This is a genomic window from Caballeronia sp. ATUFL_M2_KS44 (assembly GCF_023630965.1).
Classification (GTDB): Bacteria; Pseudomonadota; Gammaproteobacteria; order Burkholderiales; family Burkholderiaceae; genus Caballeronia; species Caballeronia concitans.
The window spans coordinates 26,224-52,028 of record NZ_JALQEA010000052.1 but is presented as its reverse complement, the minus strand read 5'-3'; the positions used below and the strand labels follow the sequence as shown (position 1 = coordinate 52,028).

The following is a 25,805-nucleotide window of genomic DNA, read 5'->3' as shown; positions in this document are numbered from 1 at the left end:
AGAAAGTGCTCCGGATTGCGCGGATCTCGCACGCTGACGTGGCCGAAGCCGTCGAGCACTTCATGCTGTGCCAGGATGTGATGGGCAACCGCGAGGTCCTCGAAGAGGAGGGGCACGTTTTGCGCGCCGTGGGTGGTCGCTCGACGAGCGGCGATGTGTTGCTCATCTCGCCCACGCTCGCAGCTACATGCTCTTGACGTTCACGATCATGACGGTCGCACGGAAGACTCCGGCTACGAAGCGAGCGGCAAAAACAGCAAGCTGAGCAGTTCACCCTGTTCAATAATATGGTTCGCGGCGGGATTGATGCACGAGTGCGGCCTCTTCTAATCAGCCTTAAAAGCAGGCTGCGACGTAAGGATTCGAGTCATCGAGGCACCGTGACTCACGGCGCGATCTGGAAGGCTGGAAGAGCGTTCTAATCTGTCTTTGCAGCAAGTCGCCGTTGCTCAGCCCTCTTGTTCGTCGCCTTCGTCTCCGAAGCCGTTGATGCACGAGTCGAACGCTGCGCCTCTAGACGTCGCGCGCGCCCGGCGTCAGTTGCGGATACCTTTCCTGTCGCCTTCCCGCCAAGGTCGACGCGGTCAGCGTCCTCAATGAGACAACTCCAATAGCGAGCGCCGCGACACCAGACTTTGATGGCGCCACGAATTTCAATCTCCGACAAACCTATGTCCGATGCCTGCGCAAGCAAGTCGTCGAGAATGCCGACTTTCAGCGGCAGGTTCGGAGCGGGATTCTTCGGGAAAGCGAGCGGAAAGCGCCGCTGAAGCTTTCCGATTGCGTGCACGACCGGATCGACCGGTTGCTTCTGCGCGTTCGTGGCAGGACGCGGCTGGCGCGTCGGCTTCTCCGCCGGGGCGCTCTTCTTTTGTTTCGACAATTGCTCTTTCAGTTGCGCGAGCTGTTCAAAACCCATAACGGACCATCCTTGAAAATTGTTCGAGGATTTTATCAGCCACAGCACGTCACTTCTCTCTGACGGCAACCGTTTGCGGCGCGTGTACATGCGAACCGTAGCCGCAGCAAGGGACTCTCTCGCAGCCTCGCACTAGAGCGCGCTACGCCTCCGTTCGCTGCGACGCTATTGCTCGACGACCGAAACGATGCAGGCGCTCGCCGCTTCTGCGGCACGATAGGCGAGGACGCCGTGCAACGCACGTCGGCGCCATTCCGGCCGCGTACCGCATTTCTTCTAGATGATACGGTCCTCTCAGGACATTCCCTACCTTAGATGATGCGCGGATGCAGTACTGAGAGTCGTCTTCGTTACATGACAACCCCGCGCAACCGCCGCCCGTCAAGGCTGACGGTGATCAAGAATTGCCAACGCCCACGTCCCCGACTTCCTCTGCCGGACGAGTCATTACCAAAACTATGGGCTAAGGCCAAGGATATGTAACTGGCCAGCGCAATTTGTATTGATACGCTGCAAGCCATGCATTAACGACGTGCCAGCGACCGGCGAGACCTAATGAATCGCTCGGATGCGCGCGTAACGAGTCCTCATCGCCAGATTCACTGACCATCTGCCGGAACAACAGATGACATCCAACCTTACTCTTGCGCCAGCCATGTCTACGCCGGTCGATGCCTCCCGCGCTGCGGCATCGGTCCGGTCGGCCGAAGCGACCTCCACCGCCGACATTTTGCGCGTGCGCAATCTGACGAAGATCTTCGGACCGAAACCCGAACGCGCCGCTGAGATGTTGAAGCAGGGACGCGGGCGCAACGAAGTCTTCGATCTCACCGGCAACATGGTCGCCGTCGATGACGTCAGCCTAAGCGTGCGTGCGGGTGAAATCTTCGTGATCATGGGGCTGTCGGGCTCGGGCAAGTCCACACTCGTGCGTCTGCTCAACCGTCTTATCGAGCCGACCTCAGGCAGCGTGATTCTCGAAGGACGCGATATCGCGCCGATGTCGAAGCTCGAACTGCGCGACGTTCGCAGAAGGAAGATGGCGATGGTCTTCCAGTCTTTCGCGCTGCTGCCGAACCGCTCGGTGCTCGACAACATCGCCTATGGTCTGGAAGTCGCCGGGCAAAAAAAGTCCGAACGCTACGACACCGCCCGCGCCGCGCTGAACCGCGTGGGCCTTGGCGCCTATGAAAAGCTCCTGCCGAGCGAACTTTCCGGCGGCATGCAACAGCGTGTGGGCCTGGCGCGCGCGCTCGCCGTCAATCCGGCGCTCTTGCTGATGGACGAAGCGTTTTCCGCGCTCGATCCGCTCATCCGCTTCGAGATGCAGAACGAACTGCTGCGTCTACAGAAGGAAGAGCAGCGCACCATCGTGTTCATCTCGCACGATATCGAGGAAGCCATCAAGATTGGCGGGCGCATCGGCATCATGAAGGACGGACGGCTGATCCAGGTGGGCACACCCGCCGAACTCATCCAGTCGCCAGCGGATGACTACGTGCGCGACTTCTTTCGCAACGTGGATGTATCGCGTTTCCTGACCGCATCGAGCCTCATGTGCCAGCCTGCCGCAGGCGTGATCTCGTGCGATGTCGGTACGTCGGCGGAACGCTACCTGCCGCAGATGATCGACGCCAACCTCGACTGCGCCTACGTGTGCGACGAAGCTGGACGCTTCCTCGGCTGCGCCACGCTCGACCGCCTGCACAAGGCCGGCAATCGCCCGGTACGCGATGCACTGCACCCCGACCTGCACGCCGTACCGGCAGAAGCGGATCTGCATGAACTCGCGTCGATCGCGCTCGCGCGCGACTACGACGTGCCCGTGGTGGACCGCAGCGGCAACTTCGCCGGTGTCGTGTCCTGCCGAACCATTCTCAGGCAAGTGCTCGAACGGAGAGCAGCATGAACGGATCGTCATCGATTTTCGGGAAGTTCGCGGAGGACCTCGTCAACTTTCTGTTTCAGCATTTTCGCGGCGGCTTCGACGCGTTTTCCGCCGTGCTAGGCGCGTTCGTCAAGATGCTCGAAGACGGCCTTGCCGCGGTCCCGTTCATCGCCATGCTCGTGATCCTCATGGCGCTCGCGCTGTGGCGGCGTGGCGTGGTGTTCGCGGCCTTCGTGGGCGTTGCGCTGTATGTGATTCAGTACATGGGACTGTGGGCGCAGACCGTCTCGACGCTCGCACTCGTCGTGGCCGCGACATTCTTCAGTCTCGTCGTCGGCGTGCCGTTAGGTATCTGGGGCGCGCGCAACAAGCGCGTCGAAGTGGTGCTGAGATCGGTGCTCGATTTCATGCAGACCATGCCCGCCTTCGTCTATCTGATTCCAGCCGTCATTCTGTTTGGGCTCGGCCGCGTGCCCGCCGTGATCGCGACGATCGTATTCGCCATGCCGCCCGTCGTGCGTCTGACGACGCTCGGCATCAAGCAGGTGCGCGAGGAATTGCTCGAAGCGGGCCGCGCCTTCGGCAGCACGGATGCGCAACTGCTCTGGAAGATTCAGTTGCCCAACGCGCTGCCCTCGATCATGGCAGGCGTGAATCAGACCATCATGATGGCACTGTCGATGGTCGTCGTCGCCTCGATGATCGGCGCGGGCGGCCTCGGTGAGTACGTTCTCAGCGGCATTCAACGGCTCGATATCGGCATCGGCTTCGAAGGCGGCCTCGGCGTCGTGCTGCTCGCCATCGTCCTCGACCGTCTGACGGAAAGTTTCGGCGTCAAGGCGAAGAAGCCGCGCAAGGTATCCAAGGTAACGAAGGCGATTCCGGAAAACGCCTCCAATACCCAAGCCTGAAAGCAGGAAGTCCGGCGCACGCACCGGACTTCCGTGAATCGCAATAACCGATTTACCAATAACCCACGAACCGCACGACCTGACCAATAAGGAAGGACTACGAAATGCCAAGCAGTCTTTTGAGAAAAATATTCGCCGGCGCGGTCGCGGCCGTTTCGTTCGGCGCGTTCACGGCATCCGCTATCGCTGCAGAGCCGATCAAGATCGCCGTGACCAACTGGGCCGACGTGCTGGCCGTCGCGAATGTCGCCAAGTACGTGCTGGAAACGAAGCTCCAGCAGCCGGTGCAGTTCGTGCAGGCCGATATCGGGATTCAGTATCAAGGCGTGTCACGCGGCGATCTGGACATCATGGTGGGCGGCTGGCTGCCGGTAACGCACGGAACCTATTACGCGCGCTACAAGGACAACATGGAGGACACCGGCGTCATCTATACCGGCGGCAAGAATGGCTGGGCGGTGCCGGACTATATCCCCGAGAGCGAGTTGTCGTCGATCACCGATCTCTCAAAGCCCGATGTGAAAAGCAAGCTCAATTCGACGATCCAGGGCATCGAGCCGGGGGGCGGGCTGATGCAGGCATCGGAGAAGGCCATCAAGGAATACAACCTTGCAGGCTACAACCTTCAGTCTTCCAGCGAGGCCGGCATGCTCGCTTCGATCTCGCGCGCATATCAGTCGAAGAGCTGGGTCGTGGTGACGGTGTGGAGCCCGCACTGGCTGTGGCAGAAATGGAAGATGCGCTATCTGAAGGACCCTAAGGGCGCGCTCGGCGGCGAAGAACAGGTTCACGGCTTCGCATCCAAGCAGTTCGCCAGCAAATTTCCCCGCGCGGATGTGTTTTTCCATCACTTCAAGTTGACGCTGGCCGATGTCGAGTCCATCGAGTTCGAGGGCAACACGACGAACGATTACGCGACGGCCGCAAAGAAGTTCGTCGATGCGCACCCGGACAAGGTCAAGGCCTGGCTCGAGCAGTGAGCAAAGGGCGGCACGCAGGACCGAATGAGCCTCATGAACAGATGCGGAGCGGCAAATTGAACGAACACGAGAACGCACGATTCTTTTCCGAGACATTGCAGAACCGCGATCCGGTGATCGCCTCCGAGATCAATCTCGAACTGCGCCGTCAGCAGACGCAGATCGAGCTGATCGCCTCCGAGAACATCGTGTCCGCGGCCGTCATAGAGGCGCAGGGCACGGTGCTCACCAACAAGTACGCCGAGGGCTATCCGGGCAGGCGCTATTACGGCGGCTGCGAGCATGTGGACCGGATCGAGGCGCTTGCGCTCGACCGCGTAAAGGCCCTGTTCGATGCGCAATTCGCCAATGTGCAGCCGCATTCCGGCGCGCAGGCGAACGGAGCGGTCATGCTCGCGCTGGTCAAGCCCGGCGATACGGTCATGGGCATGTCGCTGGATGCGGGCGGCCATCTGACCCACGGCGCGCGGCCCGCGCTGTCGGGCAAGTGGTTTCATTCCGTGCAGTACGGCGTGAGCCCGGAGACGTTTCGCATCGACTTCGATCAGGTGCGGCGGCTCGCGCACGAACACAGGCCGAAACTCATTATTGCCGGATACTCGGCGTATCCACGGGCGCTGGATTTCGCAGCGTTTCGCGAAATCGCGGACAGCGTCGGGGCGCTGTTGATGGTGGATATGGCGCATATTGCGGGCATCGTCGCGGCAGGGCGGCATGAGAATCCGCTCGCCTATGCGGACGTGGTGACTTCGACGACGCACAAGACGCTGCGCGGTCCGCGCGGCGGCTTCATCCTGACCAACGACGGCGACATCTCGAAGAAGATCAACTCGGCTGTGTTTCCCGGTCTGCAGGGCGGCCCGCTGATGCATGTGATCGCGGGCAAGGCCGTGGCGTTCGGCGAGGCGTTGAGGCCGGAGTTCACGCAATACATCGACCGTGTGCTGCGCAATGCCGTGGCGCTCGGCGACGTGCTGAGCGCGGGCGGCTTGCGGCTCGTCACGGGGGGCACCGACAACCATCTGCTGCTCGTCGATCTGCGCACGAAAGGGCTCACCGGCGCAAGTGCGGAGAATGCGCTGGAGCGCGCGGGCATCACGTGCAACAAGAACGGCATTCCCTTCGACACGCAGAACCCGATGATCACTTCAGGCATCCGCCTGGGCACGCCTGCAGGCACATCGCGTGGCTTTCGCGAAAAGGAGTTTCGCCTCGTCGGCGAAATGATCCTGGAAGTGCTCGGTGCGCTCGAACGTTCGCCCGAAGGCGATGGCGAAGTGGAGCGCTCGGTGCGCGGCCGCGTGAAGGATCTGTGCAGCCAGTTCCCGATCTACGCGAGCGCCGACGCGCTCGTCTGAACCATCCCCATGAAATCAACATCGAGAGAACACTCATGAGCTTCGAAGGAGTCCACGCACCGCTGGTGACGCCGTTTTCGCAGGACGGCGAGATCGACCACGCGCTGCTCGCGAAACACGCCACGGGTCTAGTTGGACGGCTGAGCGGCCTGGGCGTCGGCGGCACGACGGGCGAGTATTACGCGCTCACGCTCGACGAGCGCGAGAAGACCTTCAACACGGTCACCGAGGCCGTCGGCGGGAGGACGTTCCTGAGCGCGGGCATCAACGCCACGACGACGCGCGATGTCATCCACTTAGGGTTAGCCGCGAAGCGTGCGGGCATGTCGGCCCTGCTGATGGCCACGCCGTACTACGCGCAGCCCACGCAGGAAGAATTGCTCGCGCATTTCCTGAAGGTGGATGACGCGGTGGATCTGCCCGTCATGCTCTACAACTTTCCCGCGCGCACCGGCACCGAGATCAGCGACGACGTGCTCGCGAAACTGCTCGAACGCCCGAACTTCCAGGCGATGAAAGAGAGCACCGGCGACGTGGGCCATCTGCATCATCTGATCACGCACTTCGGCGAGCGGCTGGTCGTGAGTTGCGGCATGGACGATCAGGCGCTCGAATTCTTCGCATGGGGCGCGCGAAGCTGGGTGGGCGCGGCGGCGAACTTCATACCGGAGACGCACGTCGAGCTGCTTGAAACCTGCAAGGCGGGCGACTTCGCGAAGGGCCGCCGACTGATGACGCAACTGCTGCCCGTGCTCGAACTGCTGGAGCGCAGCGGCAAGTTCATTCAGTACGTGCGCTACGGCTGCGAACTCGCGGGCGTGCCGGTAGGCGCCGCGCGCGCTCCGCTCGGCGGCCTCACCGATGACGAAAAGCGGGGCTTTGCCGCCGTGGTTCAACCGCTGCTGCGTCAGGGTAGGTAAACCGCACATGGGCTCCAGACTGGATTTCGGACGCGTACCCCGACCCGATGGCGTGAACGGCTGGTGGGAGACGCTTCCCGCCGCCGCCGATGCAATCCGCGTCGCGGGCGAGCAGCGCTTCGACTGGGTGGTGATCGGCGGAGGCATCACGGGCTTGTGCGCGGCACGGCGCCTGGCGGAGCTGGCGCCGGATGCGTCCATCGCGCTGGTCGAAGCCGACCGCATTGGCCGGGGCACGGCGGGGCGCAATTCGGGCTTCTTCGTCGATCTGCCGCACGACATCAGCAGTGAAAGCTATTCGCGCAGCGTGGAGGCGGATCGCGCGGATATCCGATTGCAGCGGCACGGCATCGACTACGTGCGCACGGCGGTGGTGGAACACGGCATCGACTGCGACTGGCGAGACGACGGTAAGTATCACGCCGCCGTGAACAAGCGCGGCATGGCGGCGCTCGGGCATTTCGCGGCGGGTCTGGAACGCATCGGCGAAGCGTTCGAATGGCTCGATGAAGCGGCCATCGGCGGTGTGACGGGCAGCGCGTTCTACAAGAGCGCCATTCGCACGCCGGGATGCAGCACGGTGCAGCCCGCCGCGTTGATGCGCGGACTGGCGGCATCGATGCCCCGGAACGTGAGCGTGTTCGAGTTGAGCGCGGTGAAGGGCATCGAGGCGGGCAACGGCATCCATGCATTGATGTTCGAGCACGGCCGGATCGCGGCGAAGCAGATCGTCCTGTGCACGAACTCGTACGCCGCCACCTTCGGCCGCGATTCGAACGGACTGCTGCCGGTCTACACGTTCGCCTCGCTGACGCGCGTGATGAACGACGACGAAGTGGCGACGCTCGGCGGTCTGCGCTCCTGGGCGCTGATTCCGGCGGACCCGGTCGGCTCCACCGTGCGACGTCTGGCGACGGACCGCATCTGCGTGCGCAATCACTTTGCATTCCGGCCCGACGTGAGCATCTCGCAGGCGGATCTGGACAAGGCGCGCGCGCTGCACCAACGCTCGTTCGAACGCCGTTTCCCCATGCTCGCGGATGTCACGTTCGACTACACCTGGGGCGGGGCGCTGTGCCTTTCCGCGAACAGCGGAACGCTGTTCGGCAAGCGCGAGGACGGCATTTTTCAGGCGCTGGGCTGCAACGGACTGGGCCTGAGCCGCGGCTCGGCGGCAGGCAAGCTGATCGCGGAACATGCGCTCGGGACATCGAACGAACTGATTGTTCAAATGTTGCGACAACCGCCGCCGCGTCCGTTGCCCGGGCGGCCGATCTCCGATCTGGCCGTATCCACCGCAATCTGGTTCAAGGAATTCTCGGCAGGCGCCGAACTTTAATTTTTCGAGGTCAGCATGAGCACGTATCAGGAATGGAAGCAGGCCGCTGAAGCATTGTCCGTCGACGGCCGTGCGTTCATCGGCGGACAGCGCTGCGCGGCGGCGTCGAACGAAACGTTCGTGACGCTGAATCCGGCCACGGGGAAGAAGCTCGCCGACATCGCCAAATGTGCCCAAACCGATGTGGACCGCGCCGTGCAATGCGCGCGCGATGCGTTCGAGAGCGGCGTGTGGGCGAAGGCATCGCCCGCGCAGCGCAAGGCCGTGCTGCTGCGCGTGGCGCAACTCATCGACGACCACGCCGAGGAACTCGCGTTGCTGGAAGCGCTGGAGGCGGGCAAGCCCATCGGCGAATGCATGGGGCTGGACATTCCCGAGTCGGCCGCGTGCATCCGCTGGCATGCAGAAGTGACGGACAAGCGTTACGACGCGCTCTCGCCTTCGGGTTCGGGCGTGGTGAGCATGATCACGCGCGAGCCGATCGGCGTGGTGGCGGGCGTGCTGCCGTGGAATTTTCCGGCGCTGATGCTGGCGTGGAAGATCGGCCCGGCTCTCTCTGTGGGCAACAGCGTCGTCATCAAGCCGGCGGAGCAGACTTCGCTGTCCACGCTGCGCATCGCGGAGCTGGCGAGCGAGGCGGGTCTGCCTGCGGGCGTGCTGAACGTGGTGACCGGTTTCGGCGAAGGCGCGGGGCAGGCACTGGGTCTTCATCCCGATGTCGATCTGGTCGCGTTCACCGGTTCGACGGAAACGGGCAAGCGTTTCCTGCGCTATTCGGCGGATTCGAACCTGAAGCGCGTGGTGCTCGAATGCGGCGGCAAGAATCCGCAAGTGGTGCTGCCCGACGTGGCGAACCTCGATGCCGTCGCGGAGCAGGCCGTCGCGGCGGCGTTCTGGAACATGGGCGAGAATTGCAGCGCGGGGTCGCGCATCATTGTGCCGTCGTCCACCAAGGCTGCGTTGCTCGACAAGATGCTGGCCGTGCTGGAGGGCTGGAAGACCGGCGATCCGCTGGACCCGGACGTGAAGCTCGGCGCGCTGATCGAGGCGGCGCACCACGACAAGGTGCTCTCGCATATCGAGCGCGCGAAAGCCGAAGGGGCAAACCTCGTGTGCGGCGGCCGCGCGACGCTGGTCGAATCGGGCGGCTGGTTCGTCGAGCCGACCATTTTCGATAACGTCACGCCGGAGATGAGCATCGCGCGCGAGGAAGTGTTCGGGCCGGTGCTGTGCGTTATCGAGTATGACGATATCGACGATGCCGTGCGCATCGCCAACGACACGTGTTATGGACTGGCGGCCTCGCTCTGGACGGACAACGTCAATCATGCGCACAAGGTGGCGGCGCGCATCCGCGCGGGCACGGTCACGGTGAACTGCTTCGGCGAAGGCGATCTGTCGACGCCGTTCGGCGGCTTCGGACAATCGGGCTTTGGCGGGCGCGACAAGTCGGTCTATGCGCATGACCAATACTGTGAGTTGAAAACCACCTGGATCAAACTGGATGACTGACTTTCGCCTGGGTTTCATCGGAACGGGGGCCATCACGAAGGCGGTGGTCACGGGTCTCTGTCAATCGTCGTTTCATCTGACGAGCGTCGTGCTTTCGCCGCGCAATGCGCAGGTCGCGGCGTCGCTCGCGAGCATCGATGAGCGCGTGAGCGTGGGCGCATCGAATCAGGATGTGGTCGATCGCAGCGACGTGGTGTGCATCGCCGTGTTGCCGAAGCTCGCGCCCGATGCGGTGAACGCGCTGAAGTTCTCGCCCAGGCAGACCGTCATCAGCTTCGTGGCCGGCTGGCCGCTCGACGAAGTGAAGCGCGCCGTCGACGCCGATGTCGGCATCGCCCGCGCCATTCCCTTGCCCGCGACGGCGCAGGGCAACGGCAGCACGGTGATTTATCCGCCGAATGAGCACGCTGCGGCGATGTTCGCGTCCATCGGCGCGGCGGTTGAAGTCACGGACGAAACGCAGTTCGACGCGTTTTCGGCCATCACGGCCACGATGGCGAGCTACTACGCGTTCATGGAGGTGCAGGCGCAATGGCTCGCGCAGCATGGCGTGCCGTACGAGAAGGCACGCACTTTTCTGGCTGGCTATCATGATGGTCTGGGACGTCTCGCGCTGTCCGGCGACGACGCGTTCACCGAGCTTGCCCGTGAATGCACGACCGAAGGCGGCATCAACGAACTCATGCATCGCACGCTGGAAAAGGAGGGCGTGTTTCGGCAATACGGCGCCGCGCTCGATGCGGTCTGGAAGCGACTGGAAAAGTCATGACGCCAGACCCGCGAGCTGAGCGAACGAAACATGCGGGACCACTCTCGCAAACGCGAGCAGTAATATAAGACGCAGCCACACCAGGGTTCCGACCATGCAGAAAAAGCAGCTTTTCGCCGACCGGTTGCTCGCGCAGATGCCTTCGCTGCGCGCGCTGAAGTGCTTCGTCACCGCCGCGCGCTATGAGAGCTTCACGCAGGCCGCCGACGTGTTGTGCGTGACGCAGGCCGCCATCAGCAGGCAGATCAAGGACCTGGAGGATTCGCTCGAGGTCGCGCTGTTCGACCGCTCGGCGCGGCACATCACGCTGACCGAAGCGGGACGGATTCTGTATAACGCGTCGTATCTGTCGATCATGAACATCGCGGAGACGGTGGAGGCGGTGCGCCGCGCGGGCCGCGTGGAACTGACCATCTGCGTGTCGCACACGTTCTCCGCGTTGTGGCTCGCGCCGCGTCTGCAAAGCTTCCGCAAACAGTTTCCCGATGTGCGGCTGCATGTCATCGTCACCGATCATTTCATGGAGTTCGACCGGCTCATCGACCCGGATGTGATCATCACCAAGAATCCGCCGCGCGAAGCGGAATACGAAGTCGAGCGGCTGTTTCACGATGTCGTCTATCCGGTGTGCAGCAAGCCGTTCTTCGAACAGGCGTTTCGCGGCAGAAAGACCGGCGCGCTCGACCTGCTGTCGCAACCCACGCTGAACCTGTCGCCGCTGGGCCGCACGCAGGTGTGCGAGCACGTCGACTGGCGCGTGTGGCGCAACTGGTTCCAGCCCGGCGACGTGGGCGAGCGTTCCGTGGAGAGCGAGCATCTGGAAAGCAACGACTACCGGCTGCTCGTCTCGCAGGCGGAAGCGGGCGAGGGCACGCTGCTCGGCTGGCATCATCTGGTGCATCGTCAGATCGAGCAGGGCCTGCTCGTGCGCCCGGTCGAGGAAAGCCTTGTGTTTCACGATCGCTATCACTACCTCATCACGCACAAGAATGCGCTGGAGCGCCCCGAGTACAAGCTGTTCCGAGAATGGATGGCGAGCGAAGTGAAAGAGATGATGGGAAGCTGGCGCGAGACCACCGAAACGCGCGAGGCTTCGTAGCTCAACGACACTCAAGGAAGATCGATGACGGCAGGACGCATCATCCATACGCTGCGCGAGCGCGACTGGCAGCCGATGATGATCGAAGGCAGGCGCCATCCCGGCTTCTGGTTCATTCCGCTCGTCGACGACGAAACGGGCGCATGGACGAGTTACTGGATGCGTCTGGACGCCGGCGCGCGCTCGTTGCTGCACACGCATGCATCGACCGAGCTGCTGTTCATCATGGACGGCATCTACACCGATCAGGACGGCACCGACTTCGCGCCGCGACAAGTCGTGACGTATCCTGCCGGCACCTCGCACTGGTCGCATTCGCGCGAAGGCTGCACGGTGCTCGTCGTCACGAACGCCGAATCGACGCTGTAGATGCGCGTGCGATGAAACCCGCGTCATCGGCCGTCAAGGGTTATCGGCGTCTCATTCCTTCGGTGACGGCGCTCGTCGAGTTCGAGGCCGTTGCGCGGCTCGCGAGCTTCACGCTGGCAGCGCACGAACTCGGCGTGACGCAGGCCGCGGTCAGCCGCCAGGTGAAGTATCTCGAAGACCGCCTCGGCGTGCGGCTGTTTCACCGGCTGCATCGCTCGATCACGCTGACGGAGGAAGGTGAGGCGCTTTATCTCGTCGTCGCGGAATCGATGCAGAAGATCGCCGGCGTGTTCGACCGGCTCGCCAGCGGCCCCGCGCAACAGGAACTGGTGCTCGCGGCGACGTCCGCGTTCTCGCAGCTTCGTCTGCTGCCGCGTCTTGCAGCGCTGAGGGCGGCGCAGCCGGACCTTCAGCTTCGCCTCTCCACGCAGATGTTCACCGCCGATCTGCGCCACAAGGAGATCGATGCCGCCGTGCGTTTCGGCGCCGGCTCGTGGTCCGACGGTTCGTCGACGCTGCTCTTCGACGAGGAAGTGTTCCCGGTCTGCTCCCGCCGATGGCTTGAGACACATGAATCGCCCGTCACGCTCGATGCGCTCGCCAACGCGCCGCTGATCGAATCCGACTCCACGTCCGAAGGCTGGATGACGTGGGACGAATGGTTTCGCACGCTCGGCTTCCGCCCGGCGCAGCTCAACTTCGCGCTGCGCTGCACGCTGTACACCGATGCCATTCAGGCGAGCCGCCACGGCCAGGGCATCGCGCTCGGCTGGGGGCGGCTGGTGCACGACTTCATCGCGGCGGGCGATCTGGTGCGGCTGCCGCTGGCGTCGTTCAGGACGCGCGATGCGTATTACATCGTGGTGCCGCATGGCCGCACGATCACGCCTGCGATAGAAGGCCTCATCGACGGGTTGCGGCAGGACGCGCCGGGCGACCAATGACCGTGCTCGAAGCGCCGAACTTCGCATAACTCAAAGTCATCCCACCACGAGAATAAAGCGCGTTGACGCTCGTTTTCGGCACGCCAATACTGGTTTCATGGCGGGAACATTCGACGTCCCGGGCCGTGAACATTGGAGAACGAAGATGGACGCGCAGTCACGAACCCATGGTGAACTCATCCGCGGCCGCGAGCCCGGACACGGCATGCCGGGCGAACTGTTCGGGCGTCAGGACGTGTTCGAAACGGACGTCGATGTCTTTTTCCACAAGCACTGGATACTCGTCGGCGTGACGGCGGACGTGCCGGAACCGGGCGACGTCTCCACCGTGGATATCGGTCGTGCCTCGATCATCGTCGTGCGTGATGACGACGGGAACATTCGCGCGTATCGCAACGTCTGCCGCCATCGCGGCGCGCGGCTGAAGGAAGCGGGCAAGTCGACCGTCGGCATGCTGGTCTGTCCGTATCATCAGTGGACCTACGATCTCGACGGCAGCCTGCGCCACGCCGCGCACATGGGCCGCGATTTCGATCCGACGTGCCGTAGCCTGGCTCCGGTGCACACGCGCATCGTCGGGACGCATGTCTTCGTGTGTCTCGACGAACATCCGCCCGAGGACATCGAAAAGCTCGACGTGACGATGACGCCGCGCTTCGCGCCCTACGACCTCACGAACACGAAGATCGCCTTCGAACAGGAGATTGTCGAAGAGGGAAACTGGAAGCTCGTGATCGAGAACAATCGCGAGTGTTACCACTGCCAGGGCACGCACCCGGAACTGACCGCATCGTTCCTGCCGGAAGATTTCGGCTTCTGCCCGGAGAATCTGAGCGACGAATCGCTGCGCGCGCTGGACGACTACAAGACCCTCAATGCCGGCTGTCAGGCGAGCTGGGAAAAGGACGGCTTCACCACCCAGACCGTGGAATGGCTCGGCGAGGACGCCGTGACGCAGTTCCGCACGCAGCGGCTCGTGATTGCCGGCGCGGGCGAATCGCAGACGATCGACACGAAGGTCGCCTGCACGAAGCTCTTCGGCGAACTCTCGCGGCGCGATCTCGGCGACACGCATCTGTGGACGCACAACTCGTGGACGCACGTCATGAGCGATCACGCGGTCATCACCTACATCATTCCGCTCGCGTCGGACCGGACGCTGGTGCGCTCGAAGTGGCTCGTTCATGCGGATGCCGTCGAAGGCGTGGATTACGACGTCAAGACGCTCACGGAAGTGTGGGTCGCGACGAATACGCAGGACAAGCACCTCGTGGAGATCACGCATGAAGGCACGCAGGACCCGGCGTACCGTCCCGGCACGTTCTCGCGTTTCACCGAAGCCTATGTCGATCAGTTCTCGCGCTGGTATGCGGCGCGGCTGAACGCGCACGGCGTGTGAGGGGGCGCGCATGAACGTCGTCGATTCGATCTTCAACGCCGATACCCTGAGCCGCGCCGAGACGTGGGAGCGCGGCGCGCGGGCGTGGCCGGGCAACGAGCAACAGCTTCTGACCTGTGTGCGCATTGCCGATGAAACTCACGACGTCAGAACCTTCGAGTTCCGCACGCCCGTGACGAACAGAAAGCCCAGAAGCCGTTCGGACGACTGAAAACGCAGCGCGCCGCGTAAGGTCGCGTCGTAAGCGTCGGGACCGGTCGCCCAGAACCCGCCATAGCCGAGCGCGTGGATCGCGTTGAGCATGTTCGTCGTCGCGGCGCCGACCGACAGCAGTTGCTCGATCTCCGGAATATGCGATTCGGCGGATACGGCCGCGCCCAGCGCGATGATCATCGGAACGGCCTGCGCACGCTGTCGCCGATGCTCGTACGTTTCCGCAGGCTCGTCCGGCTCCCGCGCGCGGGCGACATCGACGAGCACCTGTCCGAGCGCCTCGCGCGCTTCGCCGCGCACGACGACGAAGCGCCACGGACGCAGACGGCCATGATCCGGCGCACGCAGGGCGGCATCGACGATCAGCGAAAGTTCATCGTCCGTTGGCGCGGGCTCGATGAGCGGCCAGTGCGACTCACGAACACATGGCGCTGTACGACATTCAGCGCCTTGCGCGACTCGCAGGCGGGCAGGCGCTGTTCGACAGCATCCTCGTGTTCGAGAACTATCCGCTCGACGATGCACTGCGCGGCGTGGCGCACGGAGGACTCGCGTTTTCGGGAATCCGCGCGCGCGAGCAGACGAGCTATCCGCGCACGGTGTCGATCACGCAGCGGCCCGGCACGCCGGATGCCGGATTGCGCATCGACTTTTCATTCGCGCGCGATGCGTTCGATGAAGCGAGCGTCGCCGGGATCGCGCGGCATGTGTCGAACTTGCTCGACGCGCTCACGAACGATGCTCGACCTGATTTCGGCGCTCTGATGACACTTCGATACAACGGGAATCCATCGCATGAATGCGAATCATTTGCAATTACGAGCTTGTCTCGGTTATAGTCCGGCGGGTGTTTTCCACGCGGTTTCTATTCGTTTCGCAGCGCGTTGCCTTGGATTTGCACGGCGATATCTTCAATCACGTAAGTCTTCTGAAAACAAGGGCGGGGCATGACAGCGTGCAGGCATAAGAACGTCATGGCAAGAGGAGAGCGGACCGATCCGTCGCCTATCGCGCGCGGTCTGCGCAAGCGGAACATCGCAGTCGCGGCGTTCTTGCTGTTCGGCGGCGCAGCGCACGCGCAAAGCGCGGGCTCGGGCATCGACCCGGCGACGACCGAGGAAGGCCGCGCGCCGCAGACCGTGCAGCCGTCCAACCCCAGCGGCACGGGGCAGCAACTCAAGCCGGTGATCGTCACGGGCGAGCGCGAGAAGGAAACCGCGACCGGTCCCGTCGAAGGATACGTGGCCAAGCGCAGCGGCACGGGGACCAAGACGGATACGCCGATCGTCGAGACGCCGCAGTCGATCTCGGTCATCACCGCCGACCAGATGCAGGCACAGGCCGCGCAAACGGTGGGCGAAGCGCTGCGTTACACGCCCGGCGTCGTCGGCGAGCAGTTCGGCGGCCTCGATTCGACCGTCGACTATTACACCGTGCGCGGCTTCCAGCAGACGATGCCCTTCGTCGACGGTCTCTCGACCCAGACCTTCTTCACCGTGCTGTCGCCGGCGTACGACACCTACGGGCTGGAACGCATCGACATTCTTCGCGGCCCGGCTTCGGTGCTGTACGGCCAGAACATTCCGGGCGGCATGGTGAACCTCGTCACGAAGCGGCCGACCGCCGATCCGCTGCATGAAGCGTCGATCGAAGTCGGCAGCCGAGGGCTGATCGGCGGGCGCGTCGATCTGTCCGGGCCGGTGAACAAGGACGGCTCGCTGCTGTATCGCTTCACCGCGGATTCGAGCAGCGAAAGCACGCAGACGGCCTTCGTGCAGGACAAGCACATCTATGTCGCGCCCGCGCTGACATGGAGACCCAACGCCGATACGACTTTCACGCTGCTCTCGCACTTCAGCTATCGCGACACGGGCCGCCAGAACGTCGACTTGCCTTCCGTCGGCACGTTGTACGGCAGTCCGTTCGGACGCATCGGCACCGGCACGTTCCTCGGCGAACCGCAGTTCAACGAATATCGCCGCACGGACGAAGCGATCGGCTACGAATTCGAACATCGCTTCAGCGATATCCTGACGGTGCGCCAGAACCTGCGTTATTCGCATACGCATCTGGATCAGAAGATCGTCGGCGATGCGGGACTTGAAGACGATCTGCAAACGCTCGACCGCTACGCGTATGCCGCGCGCGCGAGTTCCAACGTCTTCACGGTCGACAATCAGGCGCAACTCAGATTCGGCACGGGCCCGGTCGAACATACGGTGCTCGTCGGTCTCGACTACACGCGTTCGGTGGATAGCTGGGACGAGCGCGATGCGGCCGAAGTCCCGTCGATCAACGCCTATGCGCCGGTGTATAGCGGCGCGAGCAGCATCGTGCTGCCGGATTCGCCCGACTTCAGCGTACACGACACGCTCAACCAGCTCGGCGTCTACGCGCAGGACCAGATCCGCTTCGGCAAGCTCGTGGCCACCGTCGGCGTGCGGCAGGACTGGACCAGCACGAAGCAGTTCGACAACATCGCCGGGGCGAATTCGCAGGACAACGACGCAAACCGCTTCACATACCGCGCGGGTCTCGTTTATCTGTTCGACAGCGGCTTCGCGCCCTACGTGAACTACGCGACGTCGTTCCAGCCCGGCCTCGGCACGACCTTCGACGGCTCGGCGCTCAAGCCGACCACGGGACAGAGCGTGGAAGTGGGCGTGAAGTTCCAGCCGAAGAACCAGAAGAGCTTCGCGATGCTCTCGCTGTACAACATCAAGCAGAAGAACGTCGTGGAGCCGGACTTCGATCATCCGGACGGCAACTTCGTCGTGCAGACGGGCGGCGTGCGCGTGCGCGGCGTCGAGTTGTCGGGCGTGGCGGATCTCGGCAGCGGCCTTTCGCTGACCGCCGCCTATACGTACATGAACGGCGAGATCACCGACAGCGATCAGGGCTATGCGGGCAATCGCGCGGCGAACGTGCCGCACAACATGGCGAGCCTGTGGGTCGACAAGACCCTGCAGACGGGTCCGCTCAAAGGGCTCGGTTTCGGCGGCGGCATTCGTTATATCGGCTCGCAGTACGGCGATCAGGCCAATACGCTGAAGCTCGCGTCGACCACGCTCGTCGATGCCGCGATTCATTACGACATCGAACACTGGCGCTTCTCGGTCAACGCGCACAACCTGTTCGACCGCATCTACGTGAACTGTCAGAGCGATACCTACTGCAGCTATGGCCTGCGCCGCAGCGTGGTCGGACGCGCGACATACCAGTGGTAATCTGCGTGCTTCGCGCATTGCAGTGTCGCAGTTGAAATACTCGATGCCGGCGCGGCTTGCCGGCATCCGCGAAGGAGAGCAGGGATGTCGCTGATCTGGTATCTGATTCGCAGTTCGCGCTGGACGCTGCTCGTCGCGATGGTCACGAGCGTGATCAGCGGTCTCGCGAGCGCGGGTCTCGTCGCGCTCATCAATCAGGCGCTCGGCGCGTCGAGTGAAACGCTCGGCGCGCTCGGCTTCAAGTTCCTGGCGCTGAGCGTGCTCGTGCTGGTCACGCGCGCGGTGTCGTCGACGCTTTTCATGAAGCTCGGCCAGAACGCCAAGGCGACGCTGCGCATGAGCACGATCCGACGCATCGGCGCAGCCTCGTTTCAGCATCTGGAGAAACAGGGCGCGGCGCGCGCGCTGTCGGTGCTGACCGCCGATCTCGATTCCATCGTCGTGTTCTTCGTGAGCCTGCCGAATCTCGCGATGCAAGGCGCGGTCATCGCCGGCTGCCTGATGTATCTCGGTTACCTGTCCTGGCAAATCCTGCTGTTCGCGATCGTCACCATTTTTCTCGGCTCGCTGGGTTTTCATCTGGCGAACACGCGCGCGGAGTTCCATCTGCGCGCCTCGCGACGCCGCGAAGACGATCTCGTGAAGCTATTCCGCGCGCTCTTCGACGGCGCGAAGGAACTGAAGCTGCATCGTCATCGCAAGGAGGCGTTCATCGACGATACGCTCGCCACCAACGTCGAAGCGGTGCGCGTGCAAAGAACGCGCGGCTACGTGCTGTATGCAGCGGCCGCGAGCTGGGGCAGCTTCATCTTCTTCGCGTTCATCGGCTGCGTGCTGTTCCTGCTCTCGCGCTTCTATCCCGTGCAAGGGCCGGTGATGTCCGGCTACGCAATGATCTTCCTCTACATGATCATGCCGATCGAAGGGCTGCTCTCCGCGCTGCCGAGCATCAGTTCCGCGAAGGTCGCCATCGAGCGTATCGACGCGATCAACGCCGATCTTCCGCCGGAGAACACGCTGCCCGCGAGTGAAGCCGCCGCGTTCGAGAGCATCGTGCTGGAAGGCGTCACGCATCGCTATTACCGCGAGCGCGAAGACGAAGTGTTCACGCTCGGGCCGATCGATCTTTACTTCGCGCCGGGCGAACTGGTCTTTCTGATCGGCGGCAACGGCAGCGGCAAGACGACGCTCGCGAAGATGCTCGTCGGTCTCTATGCGCCCGAGGGCGGCCGCATCCTGCTCGACGGCAAGCCGGTGGGCGAAGCGGAGCGCGATATTTATCGGCAGCATTTCTCGGTGGTGTTCAGCGACTTCTATCTCTTCGAAGCGCTGCACGGCCTGCAGCTCGACGGCCTCGACGCGCGCGCGCAGGCCTTGCTCGCCGCGCTGCATCTGGATCACAAGGTGAAGATCGAGAAGGGCGTGTTCTCGACCACCGATCTCTCGCAAGGGCAGCGAAAGCGTCTCGCGCTGCTCGTCACTTATCTTGAGGATCGCCCGTTCTACGTGTTCGACGAATGGGCCGCCGATCAGGACCCGGTCTTCAAGGATGTGTTCTATCGCCGGCTGCTGCCGGATCTGAAGGCGCAGGGCAAGACCGTGCTCGTGATCTCGCACGACGACCGGTACTTCCATCTCGCCGATCGCTACCTGAAGCTGGATTACGGACAGCTTGTCGAGCAAGGGCGTGGCGAGGAGTTCGCCCACGCGCCGGAACGCGTTTCGCTGGGATGAAGTTGCGCAGTGAAGACTCGTCATTCCACGATGAATCCAAGACGCCGCCGCGTGCTGGGCGCGCTCGCGTGTCTTCCGTTGGCATCGCGGGTGCGCGCGGCCATGCCGCCACGCGTCGCGTCGTTGAGCTGGGCGGGCGCGCAGATTCTCGCGTCCATCGGCGCGCCGCCGATCGCGCTCACCGAACTCGAAAGCTATCCCGAAGTCGGCGCGCTGCCGCCGATGCCGCCGGGCGTGCTGGAACTCGGGTCGCACAGCGAGCCGAACCTCGAACTGCTCGCGCAGCTAAAGCCCGATCTCATCGTGCTCGATCAGGGCCAGTCGAATCTCGACGCGCAGCTTCGGCGTATCGCGCCGACGTTCGCCATCGACATCTACGATCCGCAGCGCGGCAGGCCGCTTGCGCGTGCGGTCGCGGAAACCGGCCGGCTCGCCGCAAGGCTCGACCGGCTACCGCAGGCACACGCCTATCTCGACGATGTCGAACGCCGGCTCGCGTCCCGTGCCGCGACGATAGACACGCTCGTCGTGCCGCCCGTGCTCGTCGTCGATCTCTATGACGACGGCCGGCGTCTCTTCGTCTACGGTCCCAACAGCATGATTCACGACGTCATGACGCGGCTGGGGATCGCCAACGCGTGGCGCGGCGATACCGGCACCGGCTGGGTGCTGCTCAACATCGAAGATCTCGCCCCGATGGCCGATGCGCAGATGTTCTACATCAGCCACGGCGCGCGGGACCGGATCGCGCTTTCGAACCTGGCGCGCAGCCCGCTATGGCGCAGCTTGCCCTTCGTCGCGCAAGGACGGTTTCATCCGCTGTCGGGCTTTTTCACGTACGGCGCGGCTTCGTGCGCGGTGCAATGCGCCGATGGCCTCACGCAAGGTCTCGTCGCGGCCACGCGAAACGGGAGCGTGGCACGTGGCTGAGACCGTCGCCATGAGCGCCGCGCCGCGCCGCTTGCGCATGCATCCTGTCTGGCTCGTCGCCGTGCTGATGGGCTGCGCGTTTGCGCTGTCGTTGCGCCACTTCGCCGAACTCCTGCCCGGGCATTTGTGGTGGCGCGCGCTCGTCGATCCCGACCTGCGCGATCTGCGGCAGATCGTCGTGCATCAGAGCGTCGCGCCACGCATCGCCGTGTGTCTGCTCGGGGGCGCGCAGCTCGCGCTCGCGGGCGCGATATTCCAGCAGGTGCTGCGCAATCCGCTCGCCGAACCGACGACGCTCGGCGTGTCGGCGGGCGCATCGCTCGCGCTCACGATGGCGACGCTCTTCGCGCCGCAGTGGTTGTTCGGCGGACAGCAATGGGTCGCGCTCGCGGGCGCGGTCGCGTCCATGCTGCTCGTGCTCGTGCTCGCGTTGGCCTGGCGGCGCCGGCTCGCGCCGGTTGCGCTGATTCTCGCGGGGCTCATCGTCACGTTCTATTGCGGCTCGCTCGGCGCCGTGCTCACGCTGTTTCATCGCGAGACGCTGGTGTCGCTCTTCATGTGGAGCGCGGGGTCGCTGTCGCAGAACAACTGGGATGCGCCGCGCGCGCTGCTGCCGCATCTCGCAGCGGGCGCGGTGCTCGCTGCCGCGCTCGTGCGGCCGCTCACGATGATGTCGCTCACCGATGCCGGCGCGCAGTCGCTCGGCGTCTCGCTGCGCGTCGTGCGCTTCGCGGCGCTGGCGCTGGCGGTGTTCTTGAGCGCATCGGTGGTGGCGTCGGTCGGCGTGATCGGCTTTCTCGGCATGCTCGCGCCGCTCGTCGTGCGGCTCGCGGGGGCGCGGCGTTTTCGCTCGCGTCTCGTGTGGGCGCCGCTCTTCGGCGCGGCGCTGCTGTGGATCACCGACGAGCTGGTGCAGATGATTCCGGGTGGCCGCACCGGCTTACCGACCGGCGCGGTGATGTCGCTCGTGGGCGCGCCTTTCGTCTTCTGGCTGCTGCCGCGTCTGCCCGCGCTGCCCGATACGATCGATCTGTCGGCGGACGCGATCGGCTTCAGGCGCGTGCATCTGCCGCGCTGGATCGCGTTCGGGGTCGTGCTGCTCGCCGCGGCTGTCGTGCTCGGCGTGACGGTGGGCGGCTCGCCGCACGGCTGGACCTGGGCGCGCGGCACGAACTTCGATGCGCTGCTGCCCTGGCGCGCGCCGCGCGTGGCCGTCGCGCTCGCGGCCGGGGCGATGCTCGCGCTCGCGGGTGCGATTCTCCAGCGCGTGACCGGCAACTCGATGGCAAGTCCCGAGGTGCTCGGCATTTCCGCGGGCGCATCGCTCGGCGTGATCGCGCTCGCGTTCATCGCACCGGCAGCCGGGCGTTGGCTGCAGACCGGCGCGGCGGGTGCAGGCGCTTTTGGCGCGCTCCTCGTGATGCTCGCGCTCGGCCGCCGCTATCACTTCGCGCCGGAGCGCATGCTGCTGCTCGGCGTCGCGCTCGGCACCGCGTTCAGCGCGTTGGTGAGCGTGCTGCTCGCCACCGGCGATCCGCGTCTCACGAACCTGCTCGCGTGGCTGTCCGGCTCGACCTATGGCGTGTCCGTCGACGATGCGGCCTTCGCGTGCGCCGCGCTCGCCGTGCTGTTCGCGGCGGCGCTGTGCTTTGCGCGCTGGCTCGATATCCTGCCGCTCGGCGATACGCTTTCGCGCAGCCTCGGCGTCGGACTGGACGCAAGCCGCATCGCGCTGATGCTGCTCGCCGCCGCGCTGACGGGCGTCGCCACGATGGTGGTCGGTCCGCTCAGCTTCGTCGGCCTGATGGCGCCGCATCTCGCGCGCATGCTCGGTTTCCGGCGCGCGGCGGCGCAACTCGCGAGCGCCGCGATGCTCGGCGCGCTCGTGATGGTCCTGGCCGACTGGCTCGGGCGCAACATGCTCTTTCCGTATCAGGTGCCGGTGGGTTTGCAAGCGACGCTCGTCGGCGGACTCTATTTCATGTGGCTGATGCTGCGCGGACGCGCCGCGCCTTGAACATATCGATGAATTCGGATCTCGCGGCCCACGACGGCCTCATCTACCAGATCGACGACGCGTCGTTCTCGCTCGGCTCGCGCGTGCTGCTGCAGCCGCTGCGCCTCGCGCTGCCGGCGCGGCGCGTGTGCGGACTCATCGGTCATAACGGATCGGGCAAGAGCACGCTGCTCAAGCTGCTCGCGCGCCAGCAGACGCCGACTTCGGGCGATATCCGCTTTGCCGGCAGGCCGCTCGCGCACTGGGAGAATCGTGCGCTCGCGCGCAAGGTCGCCTATTTGCCGCAGCAGCCGCCCGCCGCCGACGGCATGACGGTGCGCGAACTCGTCTCGCTCGGGCGCTATCCGTGGCACGGCGCGCTCGGACGCTTCGGCGTGCGCGACGGCGCGAAGGTGCTCGAAGCGATGGAGCTGACCGATGTGGTGCGCTTCGCCGAGCGTGCCGTCGACAGTCTTTCAGGCGGCGAGCGGCAGCGCGTGTGGCTAGCGATGCTGGTCGCGCAGGACAGCGACTGCCTCCTGCTCGACGAGCCGATCTCCGCGCTCGATATCGCGCATCAGATCGAAGTGCTCGGTCTCGTGCGCGAACTGAGCCAGAAGCGGGGGCTGTCGGTCATCGTCGTGCTGCACGACATCAACATGGCGGTGCGCTTCTGCGACGATCTCGTCGCCCTGAAGAGTGGCCGTCTTCTCGCGAGCGGGCCGTCGGCGGATCTGATGCGTGCCGACACGCTCGAAGCCATCTACGGCATTCCGATGGGCATTGTCCCGAACCCGCGCGGCGGCACGCCGATCAGCTTCGCGCATTGACTACGAGCTTAGGCATCGACTGTTCTTCGTACTTGGCGTGGCAAGCACTTTCTTCTTGACTGCAACGCCCAACCCGAACTGAATATCCAGCACGATCCGCGCATCTTGCGCTCACTGACGCGTCCTTGAGCGGGTCTTCGCCGCCGAGACCACGAATCTGTCGGCTGAGCGACGGCGGCGAGGGTAGCCGCGCAACGAAGCTAGAAAGTCGTGCGCAGGCCGACCATCACGCTGCGCCCGCCTTCGGGTGCGATATCGCGTACGACAGAACTCGCGTATCGAATATCCTGATTGGTCAGGTTGTCCCCGCGAACATAGGCGAGCCAGTGAGTCGTACCGACATGGAATTTATAGGTGAGCATCAAGCCGAGTTTCGTGTAGCTCGCGGTCGGCAGGTCGTTCTCAGGCACGCGATGCTGTGCCCATGCATGCTCCATCTCCGCACGCGCGCCGAAGGGCCCATAGCCATAATCCAACGCGACGGTCGCGCGCAACGGTGAGATCCGCGGCAGCGGCTCGCCGGTGTCGATGTTTCGTGCGTGCGTATAGTCGCCGACCAGCGAGAAATCGACTTTGTGCGCGCCGCGTTCGTAAATACGCCACTTGTTGTCCCACTCGATGCCGTAGAACTCGGCTCGCACGCCACGATAGACAGCCTCGTTCAACGCGTCGTCGGTGCCGGGCGCCACCACGTGGTCATCATCGTCGACAAGGCGGCCGGTGTTGTATTCGGTGAGATAGTTCCGGAAACGGCTGTAGAAGACGCCAATGCTTCCCTTGTTTGGCCCGCTCGCGTAGCGCAACGAAAGATCGGCCGACACCGCTTTCTCTTTGTGCGCATCCGGGTTGCCGATCAGGTATTGACCGGTCGCGTCGTGCGGTCCGTTGGCAAAGAGTTCATACAGGGCCGGCGCGCGCTCCGTGTACGCGATATTGCCGGCTACGGCCCACGCCGGGGTGAGTTTATAAAGCGCGCCGAGCGACGCGCTCACGGCGTTGAAGTCGCGATCCGCAGCGCTCGCGAACTTATCGTTGCCGGCCGCGGTGGGATCTTGCTTCACGTGTTCGTAGCGTGCCCCCGCGCTGAGCTTGAGCGCATCGGTGACGTTCCACTCCTCCAGCCCGAACAGCGCCACGTTGGTCGTCTGCGTGGTCGGCACGAGTGCTTCGTCCCCGAGCGCCGAGAACGTATCCTGGCTGATCTGCACGCCAATCGCACCTTCCAGCGGACCGATCTTGCGGTGTCGCGCTTCCAGCCGCGCTTCATAGCCGTGGTTGCGGAAAGTCGTGCTCGTCTCGCCGTTGTCGATTTCCCGGTGCTCGTAATCCGTGTACCCGAAATCGAACTTCAATTGCGAAAACGGTCCTTGCAGATTGCGTACTTCGGACGCCAGCGCGACGTGATCCTGATGCATGCGCAATCGCACGTCGTCTTCCGCGACGGAGCCATAGTTCGCTTCGTAGCCGTTGTACGACACGCCCGCGTAACCATCGGCCCATGTGTACGACGTCCCGACCGCGCCTCCGTGCCAGCGACCGTCGCTGTTCGGAATGCTGCCGTATGCCTCGTCGGCGTCCGGGCCGTCGAGCGCGCGCTGGCGATCGGAATGGGCGAAGCCGGGAATACGCAAGTTGCTGGTTTCGCGATCGAACGCGTCGACGTGGAAGGCGAAGCGGCCGTTACCGCCCTCCACCATCGCTTCCCCGGCGCGCGCATTGTTGGCGCCGCCGTAGCTTGCGTCGACCGCGCCGTCCACGCCCTTAACCGGCTCGCGCGGAATGCGGTTGTCGATCGTATTGACGACACCGCCGATTGCATTGCCGCCGTACAGCAACGCCGCCGGCCCGCGCACGATCTCGACGCGCTCGATGGTCAGCGGCTCCTGGGGCACAGCGTGGTCATACGACAGCGACGAGGCGTCCCACGCTGCCACGCCGTTCTGAAGGAGGCGGATGCGGTCGCCATCCATGCCGCGGATGATCGGGCGGCCGACCATCGGCCCATAGGTGGTCGTGGAGACGCCCGGCAGGCCGTTGAGTGATTCGCCGAGCGAATTCGTTTGCCGGCGCGTGAGTTCATCGCCGTAGAGCGCGGTCGCGGGCGCGATGAGGTCCGTGTCACCGAGCGGGTTCGCCGTCACGAAGACGGGAGCGAGCGCACCGCCGGAAGCCTGAGGGGCGATCACAGCCGCATTTTCCTGCGCCTGCGCGATCAGGGCGACGCACGCCAAAGACAGCGGAGCGAGGCGAGGCGTGCGTTTGGTTAGGTCTTTGGAGTTTTTGTTCACGGTGGTTGTTTTAGGTATTTGTCTCGTAAGCGCCGGCTCTTGGGAGTGCAACGTTATATCATTGCGATGAGCGGAAGCGGCGACGCTAAAACACTTGCCGCGCTAAACGCATCGATGCAATGTTATATCGTTGCATTTGTGGCGTAAACAGAAATCTCCTGTGACGAGACAAGCCATCGA

Annotated in this window: 21 protein-coding genes and 1 pseudogene; 19 read left to right on the top strand and 3 right to left on the bottom strand. The window is 64.0% G+C overall.

Annotated elements, in window-relative coordinates:
- Positions 1-38: 38 nt before the first annotated feature.
- The gene (locus tag NCR39_RS23210; RefSeq protein WP_250454492.1) at positions 39-197 is read left to right on the top strand and encodes a hypothetical protein; all 159 of its coding nucleotides are present in this window, start codon (positions 39-41) and stop codon (positions 195-197) included.
- A gap of 221 nt (positions 198-418) precedes the next feature.
- On the opposite strand, the gene NCR39_RS23205 is transcribed toward NCR39_RS23210, so the two are convergent.
- Positions 419-919 (bottom strand): ProQ/FinO family protein, encoded by a 501-nt coding sequence (locus NCR39_RS23205; RefSeq protein WP_250454435.1) that lies wholly within the window; start codon positions 917-919, stop codon positions 419-421.
- Positions 920-1,544: 625 nt separating this feature from the next.
- Between NCR39_RS23205 and NCR39_RS23200 the strand changes: the two genes are divergently transcribed.
- The 12 genes from NCR39_RS23200 to NCR39_RS23145 all read left to right on the top strand — a co-directional run bounded on the left by NCR39_RS23200 (position 1,545) and on the right by NCR39_RS23145 (position 14,407).
- Positions 1,545-2,828, top strand: coding sequence for a quaternary amine ABC transporter ATP-binding protein (locus NCR39_RS23200; RefSeq protein WP_250454434.1), 1,284 nt, complete (start codon positions 1,545-1,547; stop codon positions 2,826-2,828).
- On the top strand, positions 2,825-3,718 hold the full coding sequence (locus NCR39_RS23195; RefSeq protein WP_250454433.1) for an ABC transporter permease: 894 nt from the start codon (positions 2,825-2,827) through the stop codon (positions 3,716-3,718). Before NCR39_RS23200 ends, NCR39_RS23195 begins: the two co-directional genes overlap by 4 nt.
- A 104-nt stretch (positions 3,719-3,822) precedes the next feature.
- The gene (locus NCR39_RS23190; RefSeq protein ID WP_250454432.1) at positions 3,823-4,698 is read left to right on the top strand and encodes a glycine betaine ABC transporter substrate-binding protein; all 876 of its coding nucleotides are present in this window, start codon (positions 3,823-3,825) and stop codon (positions 4,696-4,698) included.
- A gap of 41 nt (positions 4,699-4,739) precedes the next feature.
- Positions 4,740-6,056: a serine hydroxymethyltransferase gene (glyA, locus tag NCR39_RS23185; RefSeq protein WP_502800272.1), complete on the top strand. Its 1,317-nt coding sequence runs from the start codon at positions 4,740-4,742 to the stop codon at positions 6,054-6,056.
- A gap of 35 nt (positions 6,057-6,091) precedes the next feature.
- Entirely contained in the window at positions 6,092-6,976 is an 885-nt protein-coding gene (locus NCR39_RS23180) for a dihydrodipicolinate synthase family protein (RefSeq protein ID WP_250454431.1), read from the top strand.
- 7 nt (positions 6,977-6,983) lie between these two features.
- Positions 6,984-8,315: an NAD(P)/FAD-dependent oxidoreductase gene (locus tag NCR39_RS23175; RefSeq protein ID WP_250454430.1), complete on the top strand. Its 1,332-nt coding sequence runs from the start codon at positions 6,984-6,986 to the stop codon at positions 8,313-8,315.
- 15 nt (positions 8,316-8,330) lie between these two features.
- Entirely contained in the window at positions 8,331-9,827 is a 1,497-nt protein-coding gene (locus tag NCR39_RS23170) for an aldehyde dehydrogenase (protein ID WP_250454429.1), read from the top strand.
- A complete protein-coding gene (locus tag NCR39_RS23165) occupies positions 9,820-10,596 on the top strand; it encodes a pyrroline-5-carboxylate reductase (protein WP_250454428.1) in 777 nt (258 codons plus the stop codon). Before NCR39_RS23170 ends, NCR39_RS23165 begins: the two co-directional genes overlap by 8 nt.
- A 94-nt stretch (positions 10,597-10,690) precedes the next feature.
- Complete coding sequence (locus NCR39_RS23160; protein WP_250454427.1) at positions 10,691-11,695, top strand: LysR substrate-binding domain-containing protein; 1,005 nt, start codon at positions 10,691-10,693, stop codon at positions 11,693-11,695.
- A 24-nt stretch (positions 11,696-11,719) separates the two neighbouring features.
- Complete coding sequence (locus NCR39_RS23155) at positions 11,720-12,064, top strand: cupin domain-containing protein (RefSeq protein ID WP_250454426.1); 345 nt, start codon at positions 11,720-11,722, stop codon at positions 12,062-12,064.
- Between the two features lie 11 nt (positions 12,065-12,075).
- Positions 12,076-13,008, top strand: a complete 933-nt coding sequence (locus NCR39_RS23150) for a LysR substrate-binding domain-containing protein (protein WP_250454425.1) — start codon at positions 12,076-12,078, stop codon at positions 13,006-13,008.
- 145 nt (positions 13,009-13,153) lie between these two features.
- Entirely contained in the window at positions 13,154-14,407 is a 1,254-nt protein-coding gene (locus NCR39_RS23145) for an aromatic ring-hydroxylating oxygenase subunit alpha (protein ID WP_250454424.1), read from the top strand.
- A 174-nt stretch (positions 14,408-14,581) separates the two neighbouring features.
- On the opposite strand, the pseudogene NCR39_RS23140 reads toward NCR39_RS23145, so the two are convergent.
- Positions 14,582-15,040 (bottom strand): annotated as a pseudogene (locus tag NCR39_RS23140) (nitroreductase family protein); the annotation flags it as partial.
- Positions 15,041-15,045: 5 nt separating this feature from the next.
- Here NCR39_RS23140 and NCR39_RS23135 point away from each other — a divergent pair.
- From NCR39_RS23135 to NCR39_RS23110, 6 genes are all read left to right on the top strand, one after another.
- Entirely contained in the window at positions 15,046-15,459 is a 414-nt protein-coding gene (locus NCR39_RS23135; protein ID WP_250454423.1) for a condensation domain-containing protein, read from the top strand.
- A 135-nt stretch (positions 15,460-15,594) separates the two neighbouring features.
- Positions 15,595-17,847, top strand: a complete 2,253-nt coding sequence (locus NCR39_RS23130) for a TonB-dependent siderophore receptor (protein WP_250454422.1) — start codon at positions 15,595-15,597, stop codon at positions 17,845-17,847.
- A gap of 84 nt (positions 17,848-17,931) precedes the next feature.
- Positions 17,932-19,581, top strand: a complete 1,650-nt coding sequence (locus NCR39_RS23125) for a cyclic peptide export ABC transporter (RefSeq protein ID WP_250454421.1) — start codon at positions 17,932-17,934, stop codon at positions 19,579-19,581.
- A 9-nt stretch (positions 19,582-19,590) separates the two neighbouring features.
- Positions 19,591-20,511 (top strand): ABC transporter substrate-binding protein, encoded by a 921-nt coding sequence (locus NCR39_RS23120; RefSeq protein WP_250454420.1) that lies wholly within the window; start codon positions 19,591-19,593, stop codon positions 20,509-20,511.
- On the top strand, positions 20,504-22,528 hold the full coding sequence (gene fhuB / locus NCR39_RS23115; protein WP_250454419.1) for a Fe(3+)-hydroxamate ABC transporter permease FhuB: 2,025 nt from the start codon (positions 20,504-20,506) through the stop codon (positions 22,526-22,528). The genes NCR39_RS23120 and fhuB overlap by 8 nt, the downstream gene beginning before the upstream one ends.
- Positions 22,529-22,536: 8 nt before the next feature.
- A complete protein-coding gene (locus tag NCR39_RS23110) occupies positions 22,537-23,337 on the top strand; it encodes an ATP-binding cassette domain-containing protein (RefSeq protein ID WP_250454418.1) in 801 nt (266 codons plus the stop codon).
- Between the two features lie 200 nt (positions 23,338-23,537).
- Here NCR39_RS23110 and NCR39_RS23105 read toward each other — a convergent pair whose 3' ends face one another.
- A complete protein-coding gene (locus NCR39_RS23105; protein WP_502800273.1) occupies positions 23,538-25,625 on the bottom strand; it encodes a TonB-dependent receptor in 2,088 nt (695 codons plus the stop codon).
- Positions 25,626-25,805 lie beyond the last annotated feature (180 nt).

What these genes read in the sequence shown, in the direction of transcription:
- NCR39_RS23205 (WP_250454435.1), bottom strand. Translation starts at nt 919, where the DNA reads ATGGGTTTTGAACAGCTCGCGCAACTGAAAGAGCAATTGTCGAAACAA.
- NCR39_RS23200 (WP_250454434.1), top strand. Translation starts at nt 1,545, where the DNA reads ATGACATCCAACCTTACTCTTGCGCCAGCCATGTCTACGCCGGTCGAT.
- NCR39_RS23195 (WP_250454433.1), top strand. Translation starts at nt 2,825, where the DNA reads ATGAACGGATCGTCATCGATTTTCGGGAAGTTCGCGGAGGACCTCGTC.
- NCR39_RS23190 (WP_250454432.1), top strand. Translation starts at nt 3,823, where the DNA reads ATGCCAAGCAGTCTTTTGAGAAAAATATTCGCCGGCGCGGTCGCGGCC.
- glyA (WP_502800272.1), top strand. Translation starts at nt 4,740, where the DNA reads ATGCGGAGCGGCAAATTGAACGAACACGAGAACGCACGATTCTTTTCC.
- NCR39_RS23180 (WP_250454431.1), top strand. Translation starts at nt 6,092, where the DNA reads ATGAGCTTCGAAGGAGTCCACGCACCGCTGGTGACGCCGTTTTCGCAG.
- NCR39_RS23175 (WP_250454430.1), top strand. Translation starts at nt 6,984, where the DNA reads ATGGGCTCCAGACTGGATTTCGGACGCGTACCCCGACCCGATGGCGTG.
- NCR39_RS23170 (WP_250454429.1), top strand. Translation starts at nt 8,331, where the DNA reads ATGAGCACGTATCAGGAATGGAAGCAGGCCGCTGAAGCATTGTCCGTC.
- NCR39_RS23165 (WP_250454428.1), top strand. Translation starts at nt 9,820, where the DNA reads ATGACTGACTTTCGCCTGGGTTTCATCGGAACGGGGGCCATCACGAAG.
- NCR39_RS23160 (WP_250454427.1), top strand. Translation starts at nt 10,691, where the DNA reads ATGCAGAAAAAGCAGCTTTTCGCCGACCGGTTGCTCGCGCAGATGCCT.
- NCR39_RS23155 (WP_250454426.1), top strand. Translation starts at nt 11,720, where the DNA reads ATGACGGCAGGACGCATCATCCATACGCTGCGCGAGCGCGACTGGCAG.
- NCR39_RS23150 (WP_250454425.1), top strand. Translation starts at nt 12,076, where the DNA reads ATGAAACCCGCGTCATCGGCCGTCAAGGGTTATCGGCGTCTCATTCCT.
- NCR39_RS23145 (WP_250454424.1), top strand. Translation starts at nt 13,154, where the DNA reads ATGGACGCGCAGTCACGAACCCATGGTGAACTCATCCGCGGCCGCGAG.
- NCR39_RS23135 (WP_250454423.1), top strand. Translation starts at nt 15,046, where the DNA reads ATGGCGCTGTACGACATTCAGCGCCTTGCGCGACTCGCAGGCGGGCAG.
- NCR39_RS23130 (WP_250454422.1), top strand. Translation starts at nt 15,595, where the DNA reads ATGGCAAGAGGAGAGCGGACCGATCCGTCGCCTATCGCGCGCGGTCTG.
- NCR39_RS23125 (WP_250454421.1), top strand. Translation starts at nt 17,932, where the DNA reads ATGTCGCTGATCTGGTATCTGATTCGCAGTTCGCGCTGGACGCTGCTC.
- NCR39_RS23110 (WP_250454418.1), top strand. Translation starts at nt 22,537, where the DNA reads ATGAATTCGGATCTCGCGGCCCACGACGGCCTCATCTACCAGATCGAC.